Here is a 17,739-nt window from a genome sequence, read left to right as displayed (position 1 = left end):
ACCATTGGTTTCCGGAGGCCGCGTCCTTGCCCGCCCGGGGACCGCACCGCCACCATCGCTTCGACAAGGATGCCTGAATGATCGTCGAACTGCGCGGCGACTCTAGTGCGGACCCTGGTCCGCCTGCACGCAGGCCAGCTCGTTCCCGCCCGGATCGAGAAAGTGGAAGCGCCGCCCGCCGGGAAAGGCGAAGATCGGCCGAGCGAGCGTGCCGCCCGCATCGAGCACCGCCGCCATCGCTGCCTCCAAATCCTCGACGTCGATCACCGGCAGCGGCGCGCCGATCGCCTCGGCCGAATCGCCCTGGATGCCGATATCGGTGTCGCCGGTCATCGTCGCGGCGTAGGTCGGCCCGAACGAGGTCATCGTCCAGCCGAACGCCGCCTCATAGAAACGCTTTGCCGCCGGGACGTCGAAAGCGGTCAACTCGACATAGTTCAGGCGGGCCATGGCAATTCCCTTCTAGTCGGCAGGCTCCGGTGCAGGCGCCGGCTCCGCAGTGAAGCCGATCCTCCGGAAGCCAGTGCGCTGCAGCTCGAAAATGATGGGCCCCACGCAGCGATAGGGCGTGTTGATATCGGCCTTTAGCTGTGCTTCGCGGCCTCGCCAGCGCCGCGCAAAGGCACCGAATTCAGCCAGCGGAACCCGCCGTCCCTCGACCTCGGCGAAACAGGGCGCCGCCCCGGTTCCCATTCCGCCCGTCGTCACAGCCATGACGCGCGGCGTGGCGCAGCTCGCCGCGCCGGCCGCCCCAAGCAGCAGCGCGACCAGCGACCGGGCGTTCATGCCCCGTTGCCTAATAACGCCGCAGCAGCCCCGCCAGCCGGCCCTGGATCCGCACCTGCTCGGGCCGGTAACGCTGCGGGTCGTAGAGGCGGTTGGCCGGATCGAGGCGGATCATCTGCCCCTCGCGGCGCAAAGTCTTCAGCGTCGCCTCCTCCTCGTTGACCAGGGCCACCACGATCTCGCCGTCGCGGGCGACGTCCGTCTTGCGGATCAAGGCATAGTCGCCGTCGAGGATGCCGAGCTCGACCATCGAGTCGCCGGCCACCTCCAGCGCATAATGCTCGCCCGGGCCGAGCAAGGCGGCGGGAACGGGGAGGGTGTCGGTGCCCTGCAGCGCCTCGATCGGCGTGCCGGCCGCGATCCGGCCGTGCAGCGGGATGTCGAGCACGTCGTCATTGGCGGGGCGCGGCGGCATGACCGGCGCCTTGGCGGCGCCCTTGTCCGCCTCCGGAATCTTCAGCACTTCGAGCGCCCTTGCCCGGTTCGGCAGGCGGCGGATGAAGCCCCGCTCGACCAGCGCCGAGATCAGCCGGTGGACGCCGCTCTTGGACTTGAGGTCCAGCGCCTCCTTCATCTCCTCGAAGGAGGGGGAAATGCCCGTCTCGTTGAGGCGACGGTCGATGTAGAGAAGCAGCTCATGTTGCTTGCGCGTGAGCATCCTAGTGTCCCTCCCGTGGAACGTTTGCGGAACGTGTAAGGAACGTTACGCGCGGAGTCAAGCGGGGGCGGGAAGGGGCTCCGCGGCTGCTTTCGCCAATACGAGGAAATTGGCCAGCAGGGCATGGCCATGCTCGCTGGCGATGCTCTCCGGATGGAACTGGACGCCGTGGATCGGCAGGCTTTCGTGGCGCACGCCCTGCACGGTCCCGTCGGGGGTGCGGGCGTTGACGATCAGCGCGTCCGGCAGGCTGTCCGGCGCGAGCGTGAGGCTGTGATAGCGGGTCGCGTCGAAGGGAGAGGGGAGGCCGGCGAAAACCCCGCTGCCGTCATGCGCGATCGGCGAAACCTTGCCGTGCATCGGCGCGGGCGCGCGGACCACCCGCCCGCCATAATATTGGCCGATCGCCTGGTGGCCGAGGCAGACGCCGAGCAGAGGCCGGCGCGCCTCGGCGCAGGCCGCGACAAGATCGAGCGAGATGCCGGCCTCGTCGGGAGTGCCTGGCCCGGGCGAGATCAGGATCGCCGCGGCGCCGCTGGCGAGCGCTTCGGCGGCGGTCAGCGAGTCGTTGCGCTCGACCCGGACCGCGCCGCCCAGCTCGCGCAGATACTGGACCAGGTTCCAGGTGAAGCTGTCATAATTGTCGATGACCAGGATCAAGCCGGCCGCCGCCTATTGCTGGGGACCCGTGCTCATCGTCGCGGCGATACGCTGCCGCTCCGCGCGGATCGCCGCGGTGTTGCGCTGGACCCCGACCCGGTCCTCCATCGCCTTCAGCAACGCCCATTCTGCCTCGCTGGGCACCGCCTGGACGAGCTGGGCGCGCGCCGCCTCCACGGCCTGCGCCGCCGCGGCGCCGCCGCGGACGCTCTGCTGGGGCACCGCGATCATCCAGCCGGCATCGTTCGGCGCAGCCGCCACGCCGGCCGTGCCCGGCCGCAGGCGGAAGAAGAGCTGCAGCGGCTCGGGCGCCTGCTGCGCCATGATCTGCCCGCGCCGCGCGGTGATCGTCTGCGGCGGCGGCAGCGGCAGCCCGGCCTGGGCAAAGGCCTGGGCGACCGGCGTGCCGGCATTGATCCGCGCCGCGATCGCATGGGCGATTCGCCAGCTCTGCCGGACCGCGGTGCGCCGGACCAGCTGCGCGCGGACCCGGTCGCGCACCTCGGCCAGCGGCGGCGGCGCCGCGGCCTCGGTCCGCTCGATCCCGATCAAGGCGTAGCGCGCATTCTGCTCGACGGCGACGACCTGCGGCTCGGAGGCATCCGCCTCCATGTCGAACGCCGCCGGCAGCGCCGCCCGGAAGTCGGCGGTCAGGCCTGGCCAGGGGGCGCCGTTGCCGAGCCGGCCCTGCGCGGTGATCGGCGGCGAGGTGACAGCGGTGAGGCGGGCGCCGGCGGCCGCTTCCTCGAAGCTCCGGCCGTCCTCGATCTGCTCCTCGATCTGCGTGGCGAGGGCGGCGATCGCGGCGACGCGCTTGCGGCGCTCGATCTCGCGGACGATGTCGGCGCGCACCGCTTCGAGCGGGCGGCCGCCGGCGGCGCTGACGACGCGGACGACGTGCCAGCCGAGCGACGAGCGGACCGGGCCGATGACCGCGCCCTGCCCGGCGCGGAACGCCTGGGCGGAAACCTCCGGCGTGACCAGGGTCGCGAATTGCTGCTCCGTCTGGTTCTCCCGGCGCGCATAGGCATCGCCCCGCCCGGCCGCCTGCGCGGCCTGCTGGAAGCCGGTACCGCCGCGCACGCGCTGGGCGAAGGCGGTCGCGTCCGCCTGGGCCGTGCGGCCGCCGAAGATGATCGATTCCAGGGTCCGGATCCGGCCCGCTTGGTAGCGCGGCGTATTGTTGTAGACCGCCTGGATCTCCGCATCGGTCGGCGCCGTGATGCTCACCTGCTCGGGGCCGATGACCGCATATTTGATCACCCTTCGCTCCGGCACCGCGAAGAAGTCGCGATAGGTCTGGTAGTAGCGCGCGATTTCGGCCTCGCTCGGGTTGAGCCTGCGCTCGATCGCGCCGACCGGCACGACGCCGATCAGGCCCGTCCGTTGCTCCAGCGGCACCGCCGCATAGGCCTCGGCCACGCCCCGCGGCATGGTAAAGCCGGTCTCGATGGGGAGGAGCACCTGCCGCTGCAGCAGCTGGCGGGCGAATTCATCCCTCACCTGGTTGACCGAGATGCCGGCGCTCTGCAGCGCGCGCTGGAAGATGCCGTTGTCGAAATTGCCCCCGATCCGGGCGAAGCTGAACTCCTCCGCATTGGCGATCGCGTTGTCGATCATCTGCTGGGTGACGGCGATGCCGCGCGCATCGGCGAACTGGCGCAGCGCCTCGAGCGCGATGAGCCGGTCGACCGAGCCTTCGAAGCCGCCCTGGTTCAGAAATTCGAGGATCTGGACGTTGGGCAGTTGCTGGCGCAGCTGCTGGAAGCTCTGGTTGAACTGGTTGTTGGCCTGCTCGGTCGTGATCGGCCGGCTGCCGACCCTGGCGAGCTCGGTACCGGTCGGGGCGCCGCCGCTGCCGCCCAGGTCGCCCAGGCCGCCGCCGCCCGTGCCGAAGCCGGTGATGACGATCGCGACGAGCGACAGGAACAGAATCGCACCGACGGTGAAGTTACGGAATCGCTTGCGGGCCATGGGGATCCTGAAGAAGGTGATTTGCGCGGGTCATAGAAGCGCGCTAGGCGCCCGGCAACTCCACAATCCGGGAAAGCCATCGCATGCACCTCCGCCGCAAGCTCGTCGCCGGCAACTGGAAGATGAACGGCAGCCTCGCCGCCTTGGCCGAGCTCGGCCCGGTCGCCGACGCCGCAAGGGCGGCCGGCGGCGTGGACGTCGCCATCTGCCCGCCCTTCACCCTGATCGCGCCCGCCGTGACCCGGGCCGGCGGCGCGATCGCGATCGGCGCGCAGGACTGCCATGCCCATGAGAGCGGCGCCCATACCGGCTGCGTCGCGGTCGGCATGCTGAAGGAGGCCGGGGCGAAGCTGGTCATCACCGGCCACAGCGAGCGCCGCGCCGACCAGCACGAGACCGATGCCGAGGTGCGCGCCAAGGCCGAGGCGGCGCTGCGGGGCGGCCTCCTCACCATCGTCTGCGTCGGCGAGACCGACGCCGAGCGGCGCGCGGGCAGCCATGTCGGGCGCGTCACCACAATGCTCGCCGGCTCGCTGCCCGAGGATTGGGAGGAGGGGGAACTGGTCGTCGCCTACGAGCCGGTCTGGGCGATCGGCACGGGCAACGTCGCGACGCCCGCCGACGTCGCCGAGATGCACAAGGCGATTCGCACCCACCTGGTCGGACGCTTCGGCGACCGCGGCAACCGGATCCGGATCCTCTACGGCGGCTCGGTGAAGGCCGACAATGCGGCCGAGCTCTTCGCCGTCGCGGACGTGGACGGCGCCCTGGTCGGCGGCGCGAGCCTCACCGCCGCGGCCTTCGTGCCGATCGTCGAGGCCGCCGCCGGCTGATCGCCGCCATGGTTGAACCGCGGAGCCCGATCGACTAGATCGCCCGCAACCTCATTTCCCGAAAGTTTCCGATGTCCGGCCTGTTCACCTTCGTGCTCATCATCCAGACGCTCGTCGCCGTCGCGCTCATCTCGCTCATCCTGATGCAGCGCTCCGAGGGCGGCGGGCTTGCCGGCGGCGGCAGCCCCGCGGGGATGATGAGCGCGCGCGGCGCCGCCGACTTCCTGACCCGCGGCACCTCGATCCTGGCGACGGTCTTCATCTGCCTCTCGATCCTGCTCGCCGGCCTCGCCGCCGGCCAGCGCGGCAATGGCGAGATCCGCGCGACCCGGGCGCCGGCCGCGCCGGCCCGTCCGGCCAGCACGCCTGCGCCCGCCGCCGCCCCGAAGGCCGCGGCCCCGGCGCCGGCCGCGCCCGCGAGCAACGGCACCAGCATCCCCGGCCAATAAGGCCCGCGCTGGCGGCCCGATCGGGCCCGCGGGCAAAATAAAGTGATTCGACGGCTTGCCGGATCGCACCCGGCCCGTCTAACCGGTGATTCCCATGGCGCGGTTCATTTTCATCACCGGCGGCGTGGTCTCCAGCCTTGGCAAGGGTCTCATGGCCGCCTCGCTCGCGGCGCTGCTGCAGGCGCGCGGCTACAAGGTCCGCCTGCGCAAGCTCGATCCCTATCTGAACGTCGATCCGGGAACGATGAGCCCCTATCAGCATGGCGAGGTCTACGTCACCGACGACGGCGCCGAGACCGACCTCGACCTCGGCCATTATGAGCGCTTCACCGGCGTGCCCGCGCGCCAGAGCGACAACGTCACCTCGGGCCGCATCTATCAGGGCATCATCCAGCGCGAGCGGCGCGGCGACTATCTCGGCGCCACCGTGCAGGTGATCCCGCACGTCACCAATGCGATCAAGGACTTCATCCGCGCCGACGTCGACGAGGATCTGGATTTCGTCATCTGCGAGGTGGGCGGCACCGTGGGCGACATCGAATCCCTGCCCTTCGTCGAGGCGATCCGCCAGTTCCGCAACGAGAGCCCGCGCGGCCACTGCCTCTCGATCCACACCACCCTGGTGCCCTATATCGCCGCCGCCGGCGAGCTGAAGACCAAGCCGACCCAGCACAGCGTCCGCGAGCTCACCAGCCTCGGCATCCAGCCCGAGATCATCGTCTGCCGCTGCGAGCACCCGCTGCCGGACAATGAGCGCGCGAAGATCGCTTTGTTCTGCAACGTCCGCAAGGAAGCGGTCATCCCGGCGCTCGACGCGCGGAGCATCTATGCGGTGCCTGCCCAATATCACGAGGCGGGCCTCGACGCCGAAGTGCTGCTCGCTTTCGGCCTGCTCGAAAGCGCGGCCGAGCCCGACATGGCGCGCTGGGACGACGTCACCGACCGGCTGTTCAACCCGGAAGGCGAGGTGACGATCGGCGTCGTCGGCAAATATGTCGGCCTGCAGGACGCCTACAAGTCGCTGACCGAGGCCCTGGTCCATGGCGGCATGGCCAATCGCGTCAAGGTCAACATCAAGTGGCTCGACGCGGAATTGTTCGAGCATCCCGAGGCGGAGATCGCCTCCACCCTGGAGCCGATGCACGCGATCCTCGTCCCCGGCGGCTTCGGCGAGCGCGGCACCGAGGGGAAGATCGCCTCGGTCCATTTCGCCCGCGAGCGCCGGGTGCCCTTCTTCGGCATCTGCCTCGGCATGCAGATGGCCTGCATCGAGGCGGCGCGGAACACGGCCGGCCTGAAGGGGGCGGGCTCGAGCGAGTTCGGCGAGGCCGATGAGCCGATCGTCGGCCTGATCACCGAATGGATGAGCGAGGAGGGCCTGCAGAAGCGCTCGGCCGGCGGCGACCTCGGCGGCACGATGCGCCTCGGCGCCTATGAGGCGAGCCTCGCCGGCAACAGCGTCGTCCGGAGCATCTACGGCAATGACAGGATCAGCGAGCGCCACCGCCACCGCTACGAGGTCAATGTCCACTACAAGGACGCGCTGGAAAGCGGCGGCCTGGTCTTCTCCGGGATGAGCCCGGATGGCGAATTGCCCGAGATCGTCGAGCGCCCGGACCATCCCTGGTTCATCGGCGTCCAGTTCCACCCGGAGCTGAAGTCCAAGCCCTTCGACCCGCATCCCCTGTTCGCGAGCTTCATCGAGGCGGCGGTGCGGCAGAGCAGGCTGGTCTAGGCGGCCCTATCCACAATGGATGACGAATCGGACAGCCTGTTCGCCATATGTTATCCTCCTGACTTCCCTCTTGAGGACCTGCATGAAATTGCCGCCGAGTTGATGGCCGATGGCGGCATCGTGCCCGGGTTTATTCCCGCCGACCTTGGGGTGTTTGATCTCATGGTGGTCGAATACGCGAAGCTGATGGGCGAAACGATCGTCATCCTGCCAGACCGCAATGTGGTAAGCCGCATCGCGTCGATTGCGGAAGGGCGCGCACGTTTCCCGCTCGACAAGCCATCGCAGTTGGCCGCGAACCTGATGGCATTTTGCCAGTGCATGGAACTGGATTTCGATCCCTCAATCGCGTTTCACGAACTTGCTCATTTCGAAGGCAACGACGTTGCGAACCGCGAGCTTGCTTGGTTTCGCGCTGCTGATGAGCCGCAGGCGTTGGCTTGGGTAGCAATCGCGCGAGGGCGCTCTCAGAGCCTCGGGGGCCCCGCGGTCAGTAAGATTACCGGTCACGACTTAGCTCGCCCACTGGCCCGATGGCGGCGCAACTATGTTGCCGCGCTCAAAATCGCGGAGCTAGAGTTAGCCGATCGTAAGCCGCTTGAGCGAGCGCTCACCCTCCTTGAATGGATGGTTGAAGAGTATTTCCTAGCAGGACCAGCAGCAATCTTTGCGTCCATGTACTTCTCTCCGAATGCCGCAAAGAAGCGGCTGATTAAGCAACTCCGCTCTGCGGATCGTGAGCGAGCGTTGGCTGGGATTCGCAATGCTGCGTGGGACATGACACACGTCAGCGATCTCTCTCGTCGAATGCGTCAAGAAGGTGACGGTCTTGGTCGATTTATCTTTGCTACGGCAGATCGAGGGCTCGCAGAAATCGCACGCTTAGTGCCGATCGATGCGGAACCATATCAACTTGAGGCAGAGTTTGCGCGCCTCATGTCGATTTGGTGGCCAGAGCAAGATGTCCTTGTGCTCGCGGGCCGTTTCGCGAAAGCGATCTTAGATGTTCAATCTCGCCCTGCGCCGGTAGGCCCCGATGGAATCGCTGACCCAATTGGGCATTGGATTGATTTAGGCGAACGCAAAATGCGCGACTGGTCACCACGTGAGTTGGCGGCATCGCGTTTATGAGTTGCGACGCCGAACCTCTAGCCCAGATCACCTTCAATGCCGAGATCGTCCATTGGCGCGGCCCGGCGCCCTATCTCTTCCTCCCCGTTCCCGACCAACATGTCGCCGACGTCGCCTACGCCGCGCGCCTCGCAAGCTACGGCTGGGGCTGCGTACCGGTCCAGGCCCGGATCGGCGCGACCGACTTCACGACCTCGCTCTTCCCGCGCGGCGACACCTACATGCTTCCGATCAAGGTCGCCGTGCAGCGGGCCGAAGGCCTCGGGCTGGGCGACCGGGTCGCGGTGGAGATGCGGATCGTCGCCCGCTGAGCCCTCCCGCCCGAATGCTGGCGCCCGCCAACGATCCAGTCTAGGCTCCACGCCGGCACGCGCCTCCGGTGCCGAAAGGCACAATCCATGACCATTTCCACCCTGCTCGGCCTCCTCCTCGTCCAGGCCGCTGCCGCGAGGAGCCCCGAGCAGTTCTTCGTCGGGCGCACCGAAAGCACGGGCATCGTCAACATCGCGTTGAGCGGCAGCCACACCGTCCGGGACCGCAGCCGCGGCCGCATCGAGGGCGGCAACACCCTGATCCTCGAGCAGGTCGTCGAGGAACAGGGCAAGCCGGCGCGCAGCCGGACCTGGCGCCTGGTCCGGTCAGCCGACAACCGCATCACCGGCACGATCAGCGACGCGCGGGGGCCGGTGACCGGCGACGTGCGCGGCAACGTCATTCACCTCCGCTATCAGAGCCAGGAGGGGCCGAGCGTCGAGCAGTGGATCACCTTGGATCCCAACGGACGGGTCGCGCGCAACCGGATGGTCTTCAGGCGGATCGGCATCACCCTGGCGACGGTGAATTCGGTCATCTGGCGCGTGGAGTGACCGGCGGCGAGCCGGGCGGCCGGGCGGATTGGTTCCGCGCTTTGCGGCAAGCCGACTCTTTACCGGGACCAACGCCTGTCCGCCTTGATCCGGGTCGGTAACAATCCTCAATCTTTTCAGTCATGATTATCGCATGCGGTTGCTTGCACCTTTTGCCTTCCTGCTCGCCCTCGTCGCCCAGCCGGCGTCCGCGCAGGTCTCGCCCCACCTCCTTCCCCTCGAGCAGCGCCTCGCCGCGCTCGCGACCGAGAATCCCGGCGAATATGGAATCGGCGCGCTCGATCTCGAGACTGGCGAGATGGTCACAATCAACGGCGACCGGCCTTTCCCGATGGCGAGCACGATGAAGATCGCCGTCGCCGCCGCCTATCTGGCCGAGGTCGATGCCGGCCGGCGGAGCCTCGACGAGACGATCGGCAGTTCGACGGCGCTGTCGCTGATGGAATCGATGCTGATCCACAGCAACAACCGCTCCACCGACATACTGATCGCCACGCTCGGCGGTCCGGCGGCGGTGGATGGCTGGCTCCGCGCGCACCGCCTCAGGGGGATCCGCGTCGACCGCAATATCGCCCGGCTGCTCGCGGACCGGCGTGACCTGCACGATATCCGCGATTCGAGCACGCCGGTGGCGATGTTGCACCTGCTGCGCCTGATCGATTCCGGCGACGCGCTGAGCGACCGCAGCCGCGCCCTGCTGCTGGACATGATGCGGCGCTGCGCGACGGGCCGGAACCGCATCCGCGGCCTGCTGCCGCGCGGCGCGACGGTCGAGCACAAGACCGGCACGCTCAACGGCTATACCGGCGATGTCGGCTTCCTCACCCGACCGGACGGGCAGCGGATCGCGGTAGTCTTCTTTGCCCGCGGCGGCGACAACCGGCCCGCGGTCATCTCCACGGCAGCGCGCGCGATCTATGACAGCTTCGGCGGCGAGGGGCAGGGGCTCGCGGCGCCGCTCGGCGGCCGCGTCACCCAGGCCTCGACCTGGCAGCCGGTCCGCCGGGACCCGCCCGCGCGCCAGCCGTCCGCCGCGCCCGCCACGCCCTGCACCTTGCGCGGCAGCGTCTTCGAGGGGCTGTGCTGAGGGCCTGACGCGCTCTGTCTCCGGCGCGGCTGGAAGCGCCGACATCTCCCAATGAAAGCAACGCCCTCCCAAGGGCACCAAAATCCGCTGTCCGCGTTTTGCAGCGCAGGTTAGTGTGCCGGCATGCATCCTCCCGCCGGCACGCGCACGACAGGGAGTTTCGGTATGCTTCGCGTCGCCAGGAGGCTCGCGAGCGCGCTCGCGCTCGGCCTCGTCATTTCAGTCCCGCTTCCCGCTCTCGCCCAAGTCACCGTCTCGATGGAGACCGGGCAGTTGCTCGCCAATGACGGGCTGCGGCCGGGCCAATATCGCTGGACCCCCGAGGCCGCGCCGGCCGAAGGGCCGCTGAGCATCGTCGTCAGCCTGCCGCTGCAGCGCGCCTGGGTGTTCCGCGGCGGCGTCCTGATCGGCGTCTCGACCGTGTCGACCGGCCAGCCGGGCTACGACACACCCACCGGCACCTTTCCGATCCTGCAGAAGCGCGTCGACCACCGCTCGAACCTCTATGACGACGCCCCGATGCCGTTCATGCAGCGCCTGACCTGGGACGGCGTCGCGCTCCATGCCGGGCAGGTGGCGGCGGAGCCCGTCTCGCACGGCTGCATCCGCCTGCCGCGCGCCTTCGCCCGGCATCTCTACGGGATCACCGAGCTGGGGACGGTCGTCGTGGTCACGGACCAAGCCCCCGGGGCGCCGGAGGAAGCGCTGACCCTCGCCTCGGCCTAGGCTTCGGCCGCCGCCTTCATCGCCTCCCGCACGCGGTCGATATCTGCCGCCTCGTGCCGCTCGGGCACGCGCTGCTCCTCCGGCAAGGCCATGGCGTTCACCAGCCGCCCGCGCTGCACGGGCTCGCGCGCCTCGATCGCCGCCGCCCAGCGAACGACGTTGCGATAGTCCTCAACCGACAGAAATTCCGCTGCATTGTAGGCGCCGCGCAGCAGCCCCCCATACCATGGGAAGACCGCCATGTCGGCGATCGAATAGTCGCCGGCGAGATACTCATGCTCCGCCAGATGCGTGTCGAGCACGTGCAGCTGCCGCTTCGTCTCCATCGCGTAGCGGTCGATCGCATATTCGATCCTGAACGGGGCATAATGGTAGAAATGGCCGAAACCGCCGCCGACGAACGGCGCCGAGCCCATCTGCCACATCAGCCAGTTGAACGTCTCCGCCCGCCTCCGCGCGTCCGTCGGCAGGAAGGCCCCGAACTTCTCGGCCAGGTAGACGAGGATCGAGCCGCTCTCGAACAGGCGGAGGGGCGGATCGAGGCTGTGGTCCATCATCGCCGGGATCTTGCTGTTCGGGTTGACCGAGACGAAGCCCGAGCCGAACTGGTCGCCCTCGCCGATCCGGATCAGCCAGGCGTCATATTCGGCGCCCTGATGGCCGGCCGCGAGCAGCTCCTCGAGCATGATCGTGACCTTCACGCCGTTGGGCGTGCCGAGCGAGTAGAGCTGCAGGGGGTGGCGCCCGACCGGCAATTCCTTCTCGTGGGTCGCGCCGGAAACGGGCCGGTTGATGTTGGCGAACTGGCCACCGCTCGCCTTGTCCCAAGTCCAGATTTTCGGCGGCACATAGCCGGGCGGCTGGTTGTCGGCGGGATCGGGCAGGGGGGTGTCGGCCATGATGCTCTCCGGGAAATACTGTGTGTCGGAAAGCCTATTTGGGGAGCCTGATTGCCGTGTGCCAGCCGTGATCGGCCGGCCCGCTCGCCGGCGGGATATGGAAACGATCCTGAGGAAAGGAGAAAGGGCTCAGGCGGCCTTGCCGCCGCTGCCCCGGCGCGCCGTGATCACGCGCCTGGCGACCTTCGCCTCGTCGGCGAGCACGGGCTCGTTGTTGCGGATCGCCGCGAGCCGGCCGAGCGCGACCATCGCCTCGATCCTGTCCGCAGGCAGCGCCTTGGCGAAGAGGTAGCCCTGCAAGTGGGTGCAGCCGACCTTCTGCATCGCCTGCATTTCCTGCTCGGTCTCGATGCCCTCGGCGACGACGTCCTTGCCGAGGATGCGGCCGAAATTGGCGACCGCCTCGATGATCGCAAGCGCGCGCTCGCTGTTCTTGAGGCCGTGCACGAAGCTGCGGTCGATCTTCAGCCGGTCGAAGGGGAAGTCGCGAATATAGGCAAGGCTGGAATAGCCGGTGCCGAAATCGTCGAGCGCCAGCGCGAAGCCGCAATCCTTCAGCGTCTGCAGCATGCGGCTGGTATGGCCGTCATTCGAGAGCAGCACGGATTCGGTGATCTCGATCGTGATCCGCTCGGGACTCACATTGTGCTTCTCGGTCGGGCCGATCAGGTCCTCGAGCACGGAGACGGCGCGAAGCTGGGCGGCCGAGACGTTGATTGCGGTGTGGAGCTGCGGCCAGCGCAGCGAATCCTGCACCGCCCGGTCGATCACGAAGCGGCCGAGATCAGCCATCAGCCCCGCTTCCTCGGCGATCGGGATGAAGATGTCGGGCGGGACGAAGCCGTGGCGCGGGCTGTTCCAGCGGCAAAGCGCCTCGACCGAGGCGATCTGGCCGGTCGAGGCCTCGACGATCGGCTGGTAGAGGACGCTGAGCTCACCGGCCGAGATCGCGGTCTTGAGGTCGACCTCGAGCATCCGCCGATTCTCGATCTTCGCGCCCATCCGGGTCTCGAAGCGCACGTCGCAGCCGCGGCCCGAGGCCTTCGCCTCGTAGAGCGCGATGTCGGCCTCGCGCATCAGGTCATCGAAGCTGCGGCCCGGCTCCGCGAAGGCGGCGCCGACCGAGGCATTGGCCTCGATCAGGTGGCCGACGACGCGGAAGGGCATCTGGAAGCATTCGCGGATATTGGCGAGCAAGGTCTCGCCGTCCTCGCTGTCGCGGCAATTGCGCAGCACCGCGAACTCGTCGCCGCCGAGGCGGGCGATGAAGTCGCCCTCGCGGACGACCTCGCGCAGCCGGTCGGCAAGGATGCGGATCAGCTGGTCGCCGGCATGGTGGCCGAGCGTGTCGTTGATATCCTTGAAGCGGTCGACGTCGACGCAGGCGATGGCGAGCGTGCGGCCGTCGCGCGTCGCGTCGGCGGTGAAGCGGGCGAACTCCGTTTCGAGCTTGCGCCGGTTCGGCAGGCCGGTGAGGCTGTCATGATTGGCGAGATGCTGGGCCCTGGCCTCCCTGGCCTCGATCGCGCGGGACGCGGAGAAGAGCCGCCGGGCGAAAGCGCCGATCACGAGCAGCGAGATGGCGAGGCCGACCAGCACGAGCGGCAGCACGTTCTTCATCAGCAGCAGGCCGGGGCGCCGCGGCGTCCAGGCGAGCGTGCCGAGCGGCTCGCCGGTGTCGGTGCGTACCTGATAGGTGCCGCGCCGCTCGCCGCCGGGCTGGCCGAAGCCGAGATCGGGCAGCAGCATGTCTCGCCCCGCCGCCTGCCAATAGGCCTGGTCCATCTTGATGAAGGAGATGAGGATGCGCGGCTGCGAGCTTTGCAGGCTCATGTCCACCGACGGCGTGATCGCCATGGCCGAGGCCAGCTCGCCATGGTCGCCGATCCTGACGACGGCGGCGGCGCTGCGGCCGTAGCGACGGGCGGTATTCCCCTCGGTCGCGCCTTCCGTGTAATTGGCGTCGGTGATCCGCGGCGAGACATTGCGGCCGCCACGGATCTGCCGGACCAGCGGCATCGCCGCGGCGACGTCGGCAGCGAGCTGCGCATTGGGGATCCGGCCTTCGCTGTTATAGCCGTAGACTGGCCGGTTCTGCTCATCGAGGATGATGATCCGGTCGTGGTGGAAGCTCTCGGTCATGAACGCGCCGACTTCGAGGTCGAGCCAGGCGGTGTCGATCGTGCCGCGGCTCTTCGTCACCGCCTCGTCCCACCAGGCGACCGAACGCACTTCGGAGAGCGAGCGCGTGAGGCGGGCGTTGAGGCTGTTGTCGATCAGCTCGGTCTGCGCACCGACGATGTTCTCGTCCATCTTGCGCGCGGAATAGAGGATGACGGCGACCATCGCCGCACCGACCAGCAGCATCACGATCGCGATCGGCACGACGAAACGGCGCGTCGCGGACACGCCGTTCTCCTCGCGGACGCTGGTCAAACCCCTCGCCATGTCCCGCCGTTTTTATGCCGATCAAGTTAATGAACTCCTGACCAAAGGCGTGCGGGATGATGCGGCTCCCGGGGCGATTACGGTAAATTTTTTGTTAACCATGCGACATTTGTGCGCCGCCCCTGAGACTAGGAGCGGGAAGGCAGGACTGCGGAGCGGGCCTTCGGGGAAAGCAAAAGGTAGCCTTGTGATCGTCCAACTCGCCATCCTTGCGGCCATGCTCCAAGCTCTGGGCTACATCCTCTATGCCCGCCTGTTCCTGAAGAAACTGATCCGCCCGAACGCCGCCAGCTCGTTCATGTTCGCCTATGGGACGGCCCTGCTCGTCCTGCTCGAATATGGCGACGGCGCCTCTTGGCCCGTGCTGGCGCTTCCCGCGACCTGCGCGTTCATGAGCATCTTCATCGCCCTGCTCTGCCTGCGCAAGGGCGCCACCGAGCCCGTCGACAAGGTGGAGGCAATCGCCTTCTCCGCCGACGTCTGGCTCACCATCCTCTGGTTCGGCATCGCCTTCGGCTATGGCGAGATCGCCCTCTATTCCGCCGGCTTCCTTCTCGCCGGCAATGTCACCACGCTCACGGCCTTCTTCCCGGTCCTCCGCTCGACCTGGAAAACCCCCGAACGTGAGCAGCCGCTGCCGTGGCTGGTGTGGACTTCGGCCTATATCGTTCTCGCCGTGGTGACATTTCTTGCAGACCGGGGCCAGCATCCGGCCCTCATGGTCTATCCCGTGCTGAGCGCCTTGCTCCACGGCTCCGTCGCCCTCATGTCCCTGCGCGGCAAGGCCCGGGTCCTGCGCTGGGTCGACGCCGCCCGCTCCATCTATATCGGGCGGAGCGAGATCCACGGCAAAGGCATGATCGCCGGCCGCCGCTTCGAGACGGGGGAGCCCGTCTGGACGCTGACCGGCCGGCCGGTCTTCGGCGCGGTCACCGAGAGCGGCCCCAATTATATCGGCCTCGGCCCGGACGTCTGGATCGATCCGGACCTGCCGCTCGACCATATCAACCATCATTGCGCGCCCAATGCCGCCTTCGGCCCGCGCCGCCAGCTGGTGGCGCTGCGGCCGATCGAGGCGCATGAGGAGGTCACGATCGACTATTCGACGACCGAGTGCGACGCGGCCTGGGCGATGCGCTGCGACTGCGGGGCCAGCGATTGCCGCGGCATGCTCTATTCGATCCAGCACAGCTTCGCGCATCACGAGGAGCCGCCGGCGGCGAGCCCTTTGATGCAGCTGGTCTGGCGCCACCGCCGGGCCGCCGCGGCCGCCGCCAGCGCCTTCCCGCAGCTGCCCGCGCCCGCGCCGGCGGAGCGTCCCGCCCCGATCACCGTGTCGCGCGAGCGCTATGAGCCCGCCCATGTCTATGCCCGCAACCACCGGCTGAGCCCCGGCGCCTCCGTCCGCCGGCGGCTGCTGCGCTCGCGACGCGCGGCCGCCTCGCGGCTCGCTTTCCGGGCCACCGGTTCCGCCTGAGCGGGCCAACCTTGGTTAACGGTCCGCTAACCCGGCCGGGCTAGAAAGCCGCGCCATGAGACAGTCTCCGCTCCGCCGCCTGGCGCTCGCCGCCTTCGCCGCCACCGCCTTCGCCGCGCCCGCCTTCGCGCAGGACGAGCAGGAGCCGGCCGGCGGCGACGGCGGGCTCGACATCAGCGCGACGGTCACCGGCGTCACCGACTATCGCTTCCGCGGCGTCTCCTCGTCGGACCGCGACCCGGCCATCCAGGGCTCGGTCGATGTCAACTATCACGGCTTCTATATCGGCGCCTGGGCGAGCTCGATCGCCCGCACGGCCGACACCAATGTCGAGCTGGACCTCTATGCCGGCTATGCCGGAAGCGCGGGCCCGGTCGAATATGAGGTTGGGGCGATCGCCTATCTCTATCCGGGCGGCGACGGCACCGGGAACATCTACGAGGGCACCGCCTCGCTCTCCTATACGCTGGGTCCGGTGACGGGGAAGCTCAGCGCGAACTATGCGCCCGACCAGGAGAATCTGGCCGGTGACAATCTCTATCTGAACGCGGAGCTGCGTTCGGGCATCCCGACCACGCCGCTCACCATCTTCGCCAGCGTCGGCCGCGAGCGCGGCTCCTTCTACGGCCGCAAGTGGGACTGGTCCCTGGGCTTCGAGTTCAGCCAGGGCCCGTTCACCGCGAGCCTCGCTTATGTCGACACCAATCTCGACAGCGATACCCACTTCCTCGGCCGCAACATCCGCGCCGGGATCGTGGCGAGCGCCGGCTTCACCTTCTGACGCGGCCTATTTGGTCGCGAACTGGCCGGCTTCGGCGCCGAAATGCGCGCGGGCGTGGCTGCGGGCGGCGGTCGCGGTCTTGAAGCTTTCCTCGACCGGATGCTCGCTGACCAGTGGATAGCCCTGGCTGTTGTAGCGCACCTCGCGCACGGTGAGCCGGAAGGCGCCGTCCGCGTCCCTGGCGATCAGATAGGGCTTGGGGATCTCTCTCGACATCGGGAATGTCCTTTCGTGAAGCCGCCCTCCCGTTGCGGGGAGGGCGGGTTGAATCAGTCGATCATCGCGGCAACGAGGTGCCGGAGATCGTCGGGGCGCTGCGCGGGGGAGGCCTTGCGGTCCCCGTGCCGGGCGGGCGCCGGGAGCGCCGCCAGCAGGGCCAGCGGCAGGTACAATTTGGGACGTGTCTGTAAGTTCATTTCTATTCCGGACGGCCTTGGCCGCCACATTCTGATTATATCTGTTTGTAGGTTCATCGCCTGAAGTGCCGCTTCCGGGGTCCGCCGCCGGGCCCCTGGCCCGGCGTGCGTTCGCGGAAGATGATGCGGCCCTTGCTGAGGTCGTAGGGCGTCATCTCGACATGGACCCGGTCGCCGACCACCGACTTGATGCGGAAACGCCGCATCTTGCCGGCGGTGTAGGCGATGATCCGGTGCTCGTTGTCGAGCTTCACCCCAAACCGGCCGTCGGGGTAGATCTCATCGATCTGCCCTTCCATGACCAGCAGTTCTTCCTTCGCCACCCCTAGGAGGCGTCGGCGAGATTCACGGCCGAGGCCTTGCCGTCACGGCCGGTCTCGAGTTCGTAGCTGAGCTTCTGGCCCTCGCGCAGCGAGGCCATGCCGGAGCGCTCGACGGCGCTGATATGGACGAAGGCGTCCTTGCCGCCGGCCTCGTTGGTGATGAAGCCGTAGCCGCGATCGGAGTTGAAGAATTTCACGGTGCCGATAGCCATGATCGGGTCCTTTCATGCAAAAAATGCCCGCGCGCAAAAGGCGCGGCGGGGCCGGTGAAGCTCGAAAGGAAGAAGAGAGGCCCGAAGGCGTCGAATTCGCTCGCAGGCGACGTCAGCGGCTTCCGATATAGGGCATTGGGATGCCGGTTACAATGTCGCGGGTCCCGGTGCCGCCGCGACCCGTCGGCACCAGCCCAAAAAACAAGTGCCCGGACGTTTCCGCCCGGGCACCCGTGAGACGGCTTTGACACCGTCTACCCCCTTGTGACGCTCCAGCC

At 68.0% G+C, this 17,739-nt stretch carries 21 protein-coding genes; 10 read left to right on the top strand and 11 right to left on the bottom strand.

Going from position 1 to position 17,739, the window contains the following annotated elements:
* Positions 1 to 102: 102 nt before the first annotated feature.
* Genes VEC11_RS04120 through VEC11_RS04100 form a run of 5 tightly spaced genes read right to left on the bottom strand, consistent with a single transcriptional unit; the run spans position 103 to position 4,078 of the window.
* Positions 103 to 450, bottom strand: coding sequence for a VOC family protein (locus tag VEC11_RS04120; RefSeq protein ID WP_464129297.1), 348 nt, complete (start codon positions 448 to 450; stop codon positions 103 to 105).
* Positions 451 to 462: 12 nt separating this feature from the next.
* Entirely contained in the window at positions 463 to 786 is a 324-nt protein-coding gene (locus VEC11_RS04115) for an ExbD/TolR family protein (RefSeq protein WP_464129296.1), read from the bottom strand.
* A gap of 10 nt (positions 787 to 796) precedes the next feature.
* Positions 797 to 1,444, bottom strand: a complete 648-nt coding sequence (gene lexA, locus VEC11_RS04110; RefSeq protein WP_464129294.1) for a transcriptional repressor LexA — start codon at positions 1,442 to 1,444, stop codon at positions 797 to 799.
* 57 nt (positions 1,445 to 1,501) lie between these two features.
* Positions 1,502 to 2,104, bottom strand: a complete 603-nt coding sequence (locus tag VEC11_RS04105) for an anthranilate synthase component II (protein ID WP_464129293.1) — start codon at positions 2,102 to 2,104, stop codon at positions 1,502 to 1,504.
* 12 nt (positions 2,105 to 2,116) lie between these two features.
* Positions 2,117 to 4,078 carry a SurA N-terminal domain-containing protein gene (locus tag VEC11_RS04100; RefSeq protein ID WP_464129291.1) on the bottom strand — a complete coding sequence of 654 codons (1,962 nt, stop codon included), beginning with the start codon at positions 4,076 to 4,078 and terminating at the stop codon, positions 2,117 to 2,119.
* 83 nt (positions 4,079 to 4,161) lie between these two features.
* On the opposite strand from VEC11_RS04100, the gene tpiA reads away from it, so the two are divergent.
* From tpiA to VEC11_RS04060, 8 genes are all read left to right on the top strand, one after another.
* Positions 4,162 to 4,911, top strand: coding sequence for a triose-phosphate isomerase (gene tpiA, locus VEC11_RS04095; protein WP_464129290.1), 750 nt, complete (start codon positions 4,162 to 4,164; stop codon positions 4,909 to 4,911).
* Between the two features lie 80 nt (positions 4,912 to 4,991).
* On the top strand, positions 4,992 to 5,360 hold the full coding sequence (secG, locus tag VEC11_RS04090) for a preprotein translocase subunit SecG (RefSeq protein WP_464129698.1): 369 nt from the start codon (positions 4,992 to 4,994) through the stop codon (positions 5,358 to 5,360).
* 94 nt (positions 5,361 to 5,454) lie between these two features.
* Positions 5,455 to 7,095, top strand: coding sequence for a CTP synthase (locus tag VEC11_RS04085; RefSeq protein WP_464129288.1), 1,641 nt, complete (start codon positions 5,455 to 5,457; stop codon positions 7,093 to 7,095).
* Positions 7,096 to 7,110: 15 nt separating this feature from the next.
* Entirely contained in the window at positions 7,111 to 8,226 is a 1,116-nt protein-coding gene (locus tag VEC11_RS04080) for a hypothetical protein (RefSeq protein ID WP_464129287.1), read from the top strand.
* Positions 8,223 to 8,537, top strand: coding sequence for a DUF1905 domain-containing protein (locus tag VEC11_RS04075; protein WP_464129285.1), 315 nt, complete (start codon positions 8,223 to 8,225; stop codon positions 8,535 to 8,537). The genes VEC11_RS04080 and VEC11_RS04075 overlap by 4 nt, the downstream gene beginning before the upstream one ends.
* A gap of 87 nt (positions 8,538 to 8,624) precedes the next feature.
* Entirely contained in the window at positions 8,625 to 9,092 is a 468-nt protein-coding gene (locus tag VEC11_RS04070; protein ID WP_464129284.1) for a DUF3833 family protein, read from the top strand.
* 139 nt (positions 9,093 to 9,231) lie between these two features.
* A complete protein-coding gene (locus VEC11_RS04065; RefSeq protein ID WP_464129283.1) occupies positions 9,232 to 10,179 on the top strand; it encodes a serine hydrolase in 948 nt (315 codons plus the stop codon).
* 165 nt (positions 10,180 to 10,344) lie between these two features.
* Positions 10,345 to 10,905 (top strand): L,D-transpeptidase family protein, encoded by a 561-nt coding sequence (locus VEC11_RS04060; protein WP_464129281.1) that lies wholly within the window; start codon positions 10,345 to 10,347, stop codon positions 10,903 to 10,905.
* Here VEC11_RS04060 and yghU read toward each other — a convergent pair.
* Positions 10,902 to 11,804, bottom strand: coding sequence for a glutathione-dependent disulfide-bond oxidoreductase (gene yghU / locus VEC11_RS04055; RefSeq protein ID WP_464129279.1), 903 nt, complete (start codon positions 11,802 to 11,804; stop codon positions 10,902 to 10,904). The two genes, VEC11_RS04060 and yghU, sit on opposite strands and share 4 nt — an antisense overlap.
* Positions 11,805 to 11,933: 129 nt before the next feature.
* Entirely contained in the window at positions 11,934 to 14,252 is a 2,319-nt protein-coding gene (locus VEC11_RS04050; protein ID WP_464129278.1) for a bifunctional diguanylate cyclase/phosphodiesterase, read from the bottom strand.
* A gap of 217 nt (positions 14,253 to 14,469) precedes the next feature.
* On the opposite strand from VEC11_RS04050, the gene VEC11_RS04045 reads away from it, so the two are divergent.
* Positions 14,470 to 15,729, top strand: a complete 1,260-nt coding sequence (locus tag VEC11_RS04045) for an SET domain-containing protein (RefSeq protein WP_464129276.1) — start codon at positions 14,470 to 14,472, stop codon at positions 15,727 to 15,729.
* A 55-nt stretch (positions 15,730 to 15,784) separates the two neighbouring features.
* Complete coding sequence (locus VEC11_RS04040; RefSeq protein ID WP_464129275.1) at positions 15,785 to 16,510, top strand: TorF family putative porin; 726 nt, start codon at positions 15,785 to 15,787, stop codon at positions 16,508 to 16,510.
* A gap of 6 nt (positions 16,511 to 16,516) precedes the next feature.
* Here VEC11_RS04040 and VEC11_RS04035 read toward each other — a convergent pair whose 3' ends face one another.
* Genes VEC11_RS04035 through VEC11_RS04020 form a run of 4 tightly spaced genes read right to left on the bottom strand, consistent with a single transcriptional unit; the run spans position 16,517 to position 17,461 of the window.
* The gene (locus VEC11_RS04035) at positions 16,517 to 16,726 is read right to left on the bottom strand and encodes a hypothetical protein (RefSeq protein WP_464129274.1); all 210 of its coding nucleotides are present in this window, start codon (positions 16,724 to 16,726) and stop codon (positions 16,517 to 16,519) included.
* Positions 16,727 to 16,779: 53 nt separating this feature from the next.
* Entirely contained in the window at positions 16,780 to 16,926 is a 147-nt protein-coding gene (locus VEC11_RS04030) for a hypothetical protein (protein ID WP_464129272.1), read from the bottom strand.
* Between the two features lie 53 nt (positions 16,927 to 16,979).
* A complete protein-coding gene (gene infA / locus VEC11_RS04025; protein ID WP_464129270.1) occupies positions 16,980 to 17,249 on the bottom strand; it encodes a translation initiation factor IF-1 in 270 nt (89 codons plus the stop codon).
* A gap of 2 nt (positions 17,250 to 17,251) precedes the next feature.
* Positions 17,252 to 17,461: a cold-shock protein gene (locus tag VEC11_RS04020; RefSeq protein WP_464129268.1), complete on the bottom strand. Its 210-nt coding sequence runs from the start codon at positions 17,459 to 17,461 to the stop codon at positions 17,252 to 17,254.
* Positions 17,462 to 17,739: the final 278 nt, after the last annotated feature.

The organism is Allosphingosinicella sp. (genome assembly GCF_035626655.1).
GTDB lineage: Bacteria > Pseudomonadota > Alphaproteobacteria > Sphingomonadales > Sphingomonadaceae > Allosphingosinicella.
Note: the sequence above shows the minus strand (reverse complement) of the source record. Positions and strands in the feature narration are given on the sequence as shown.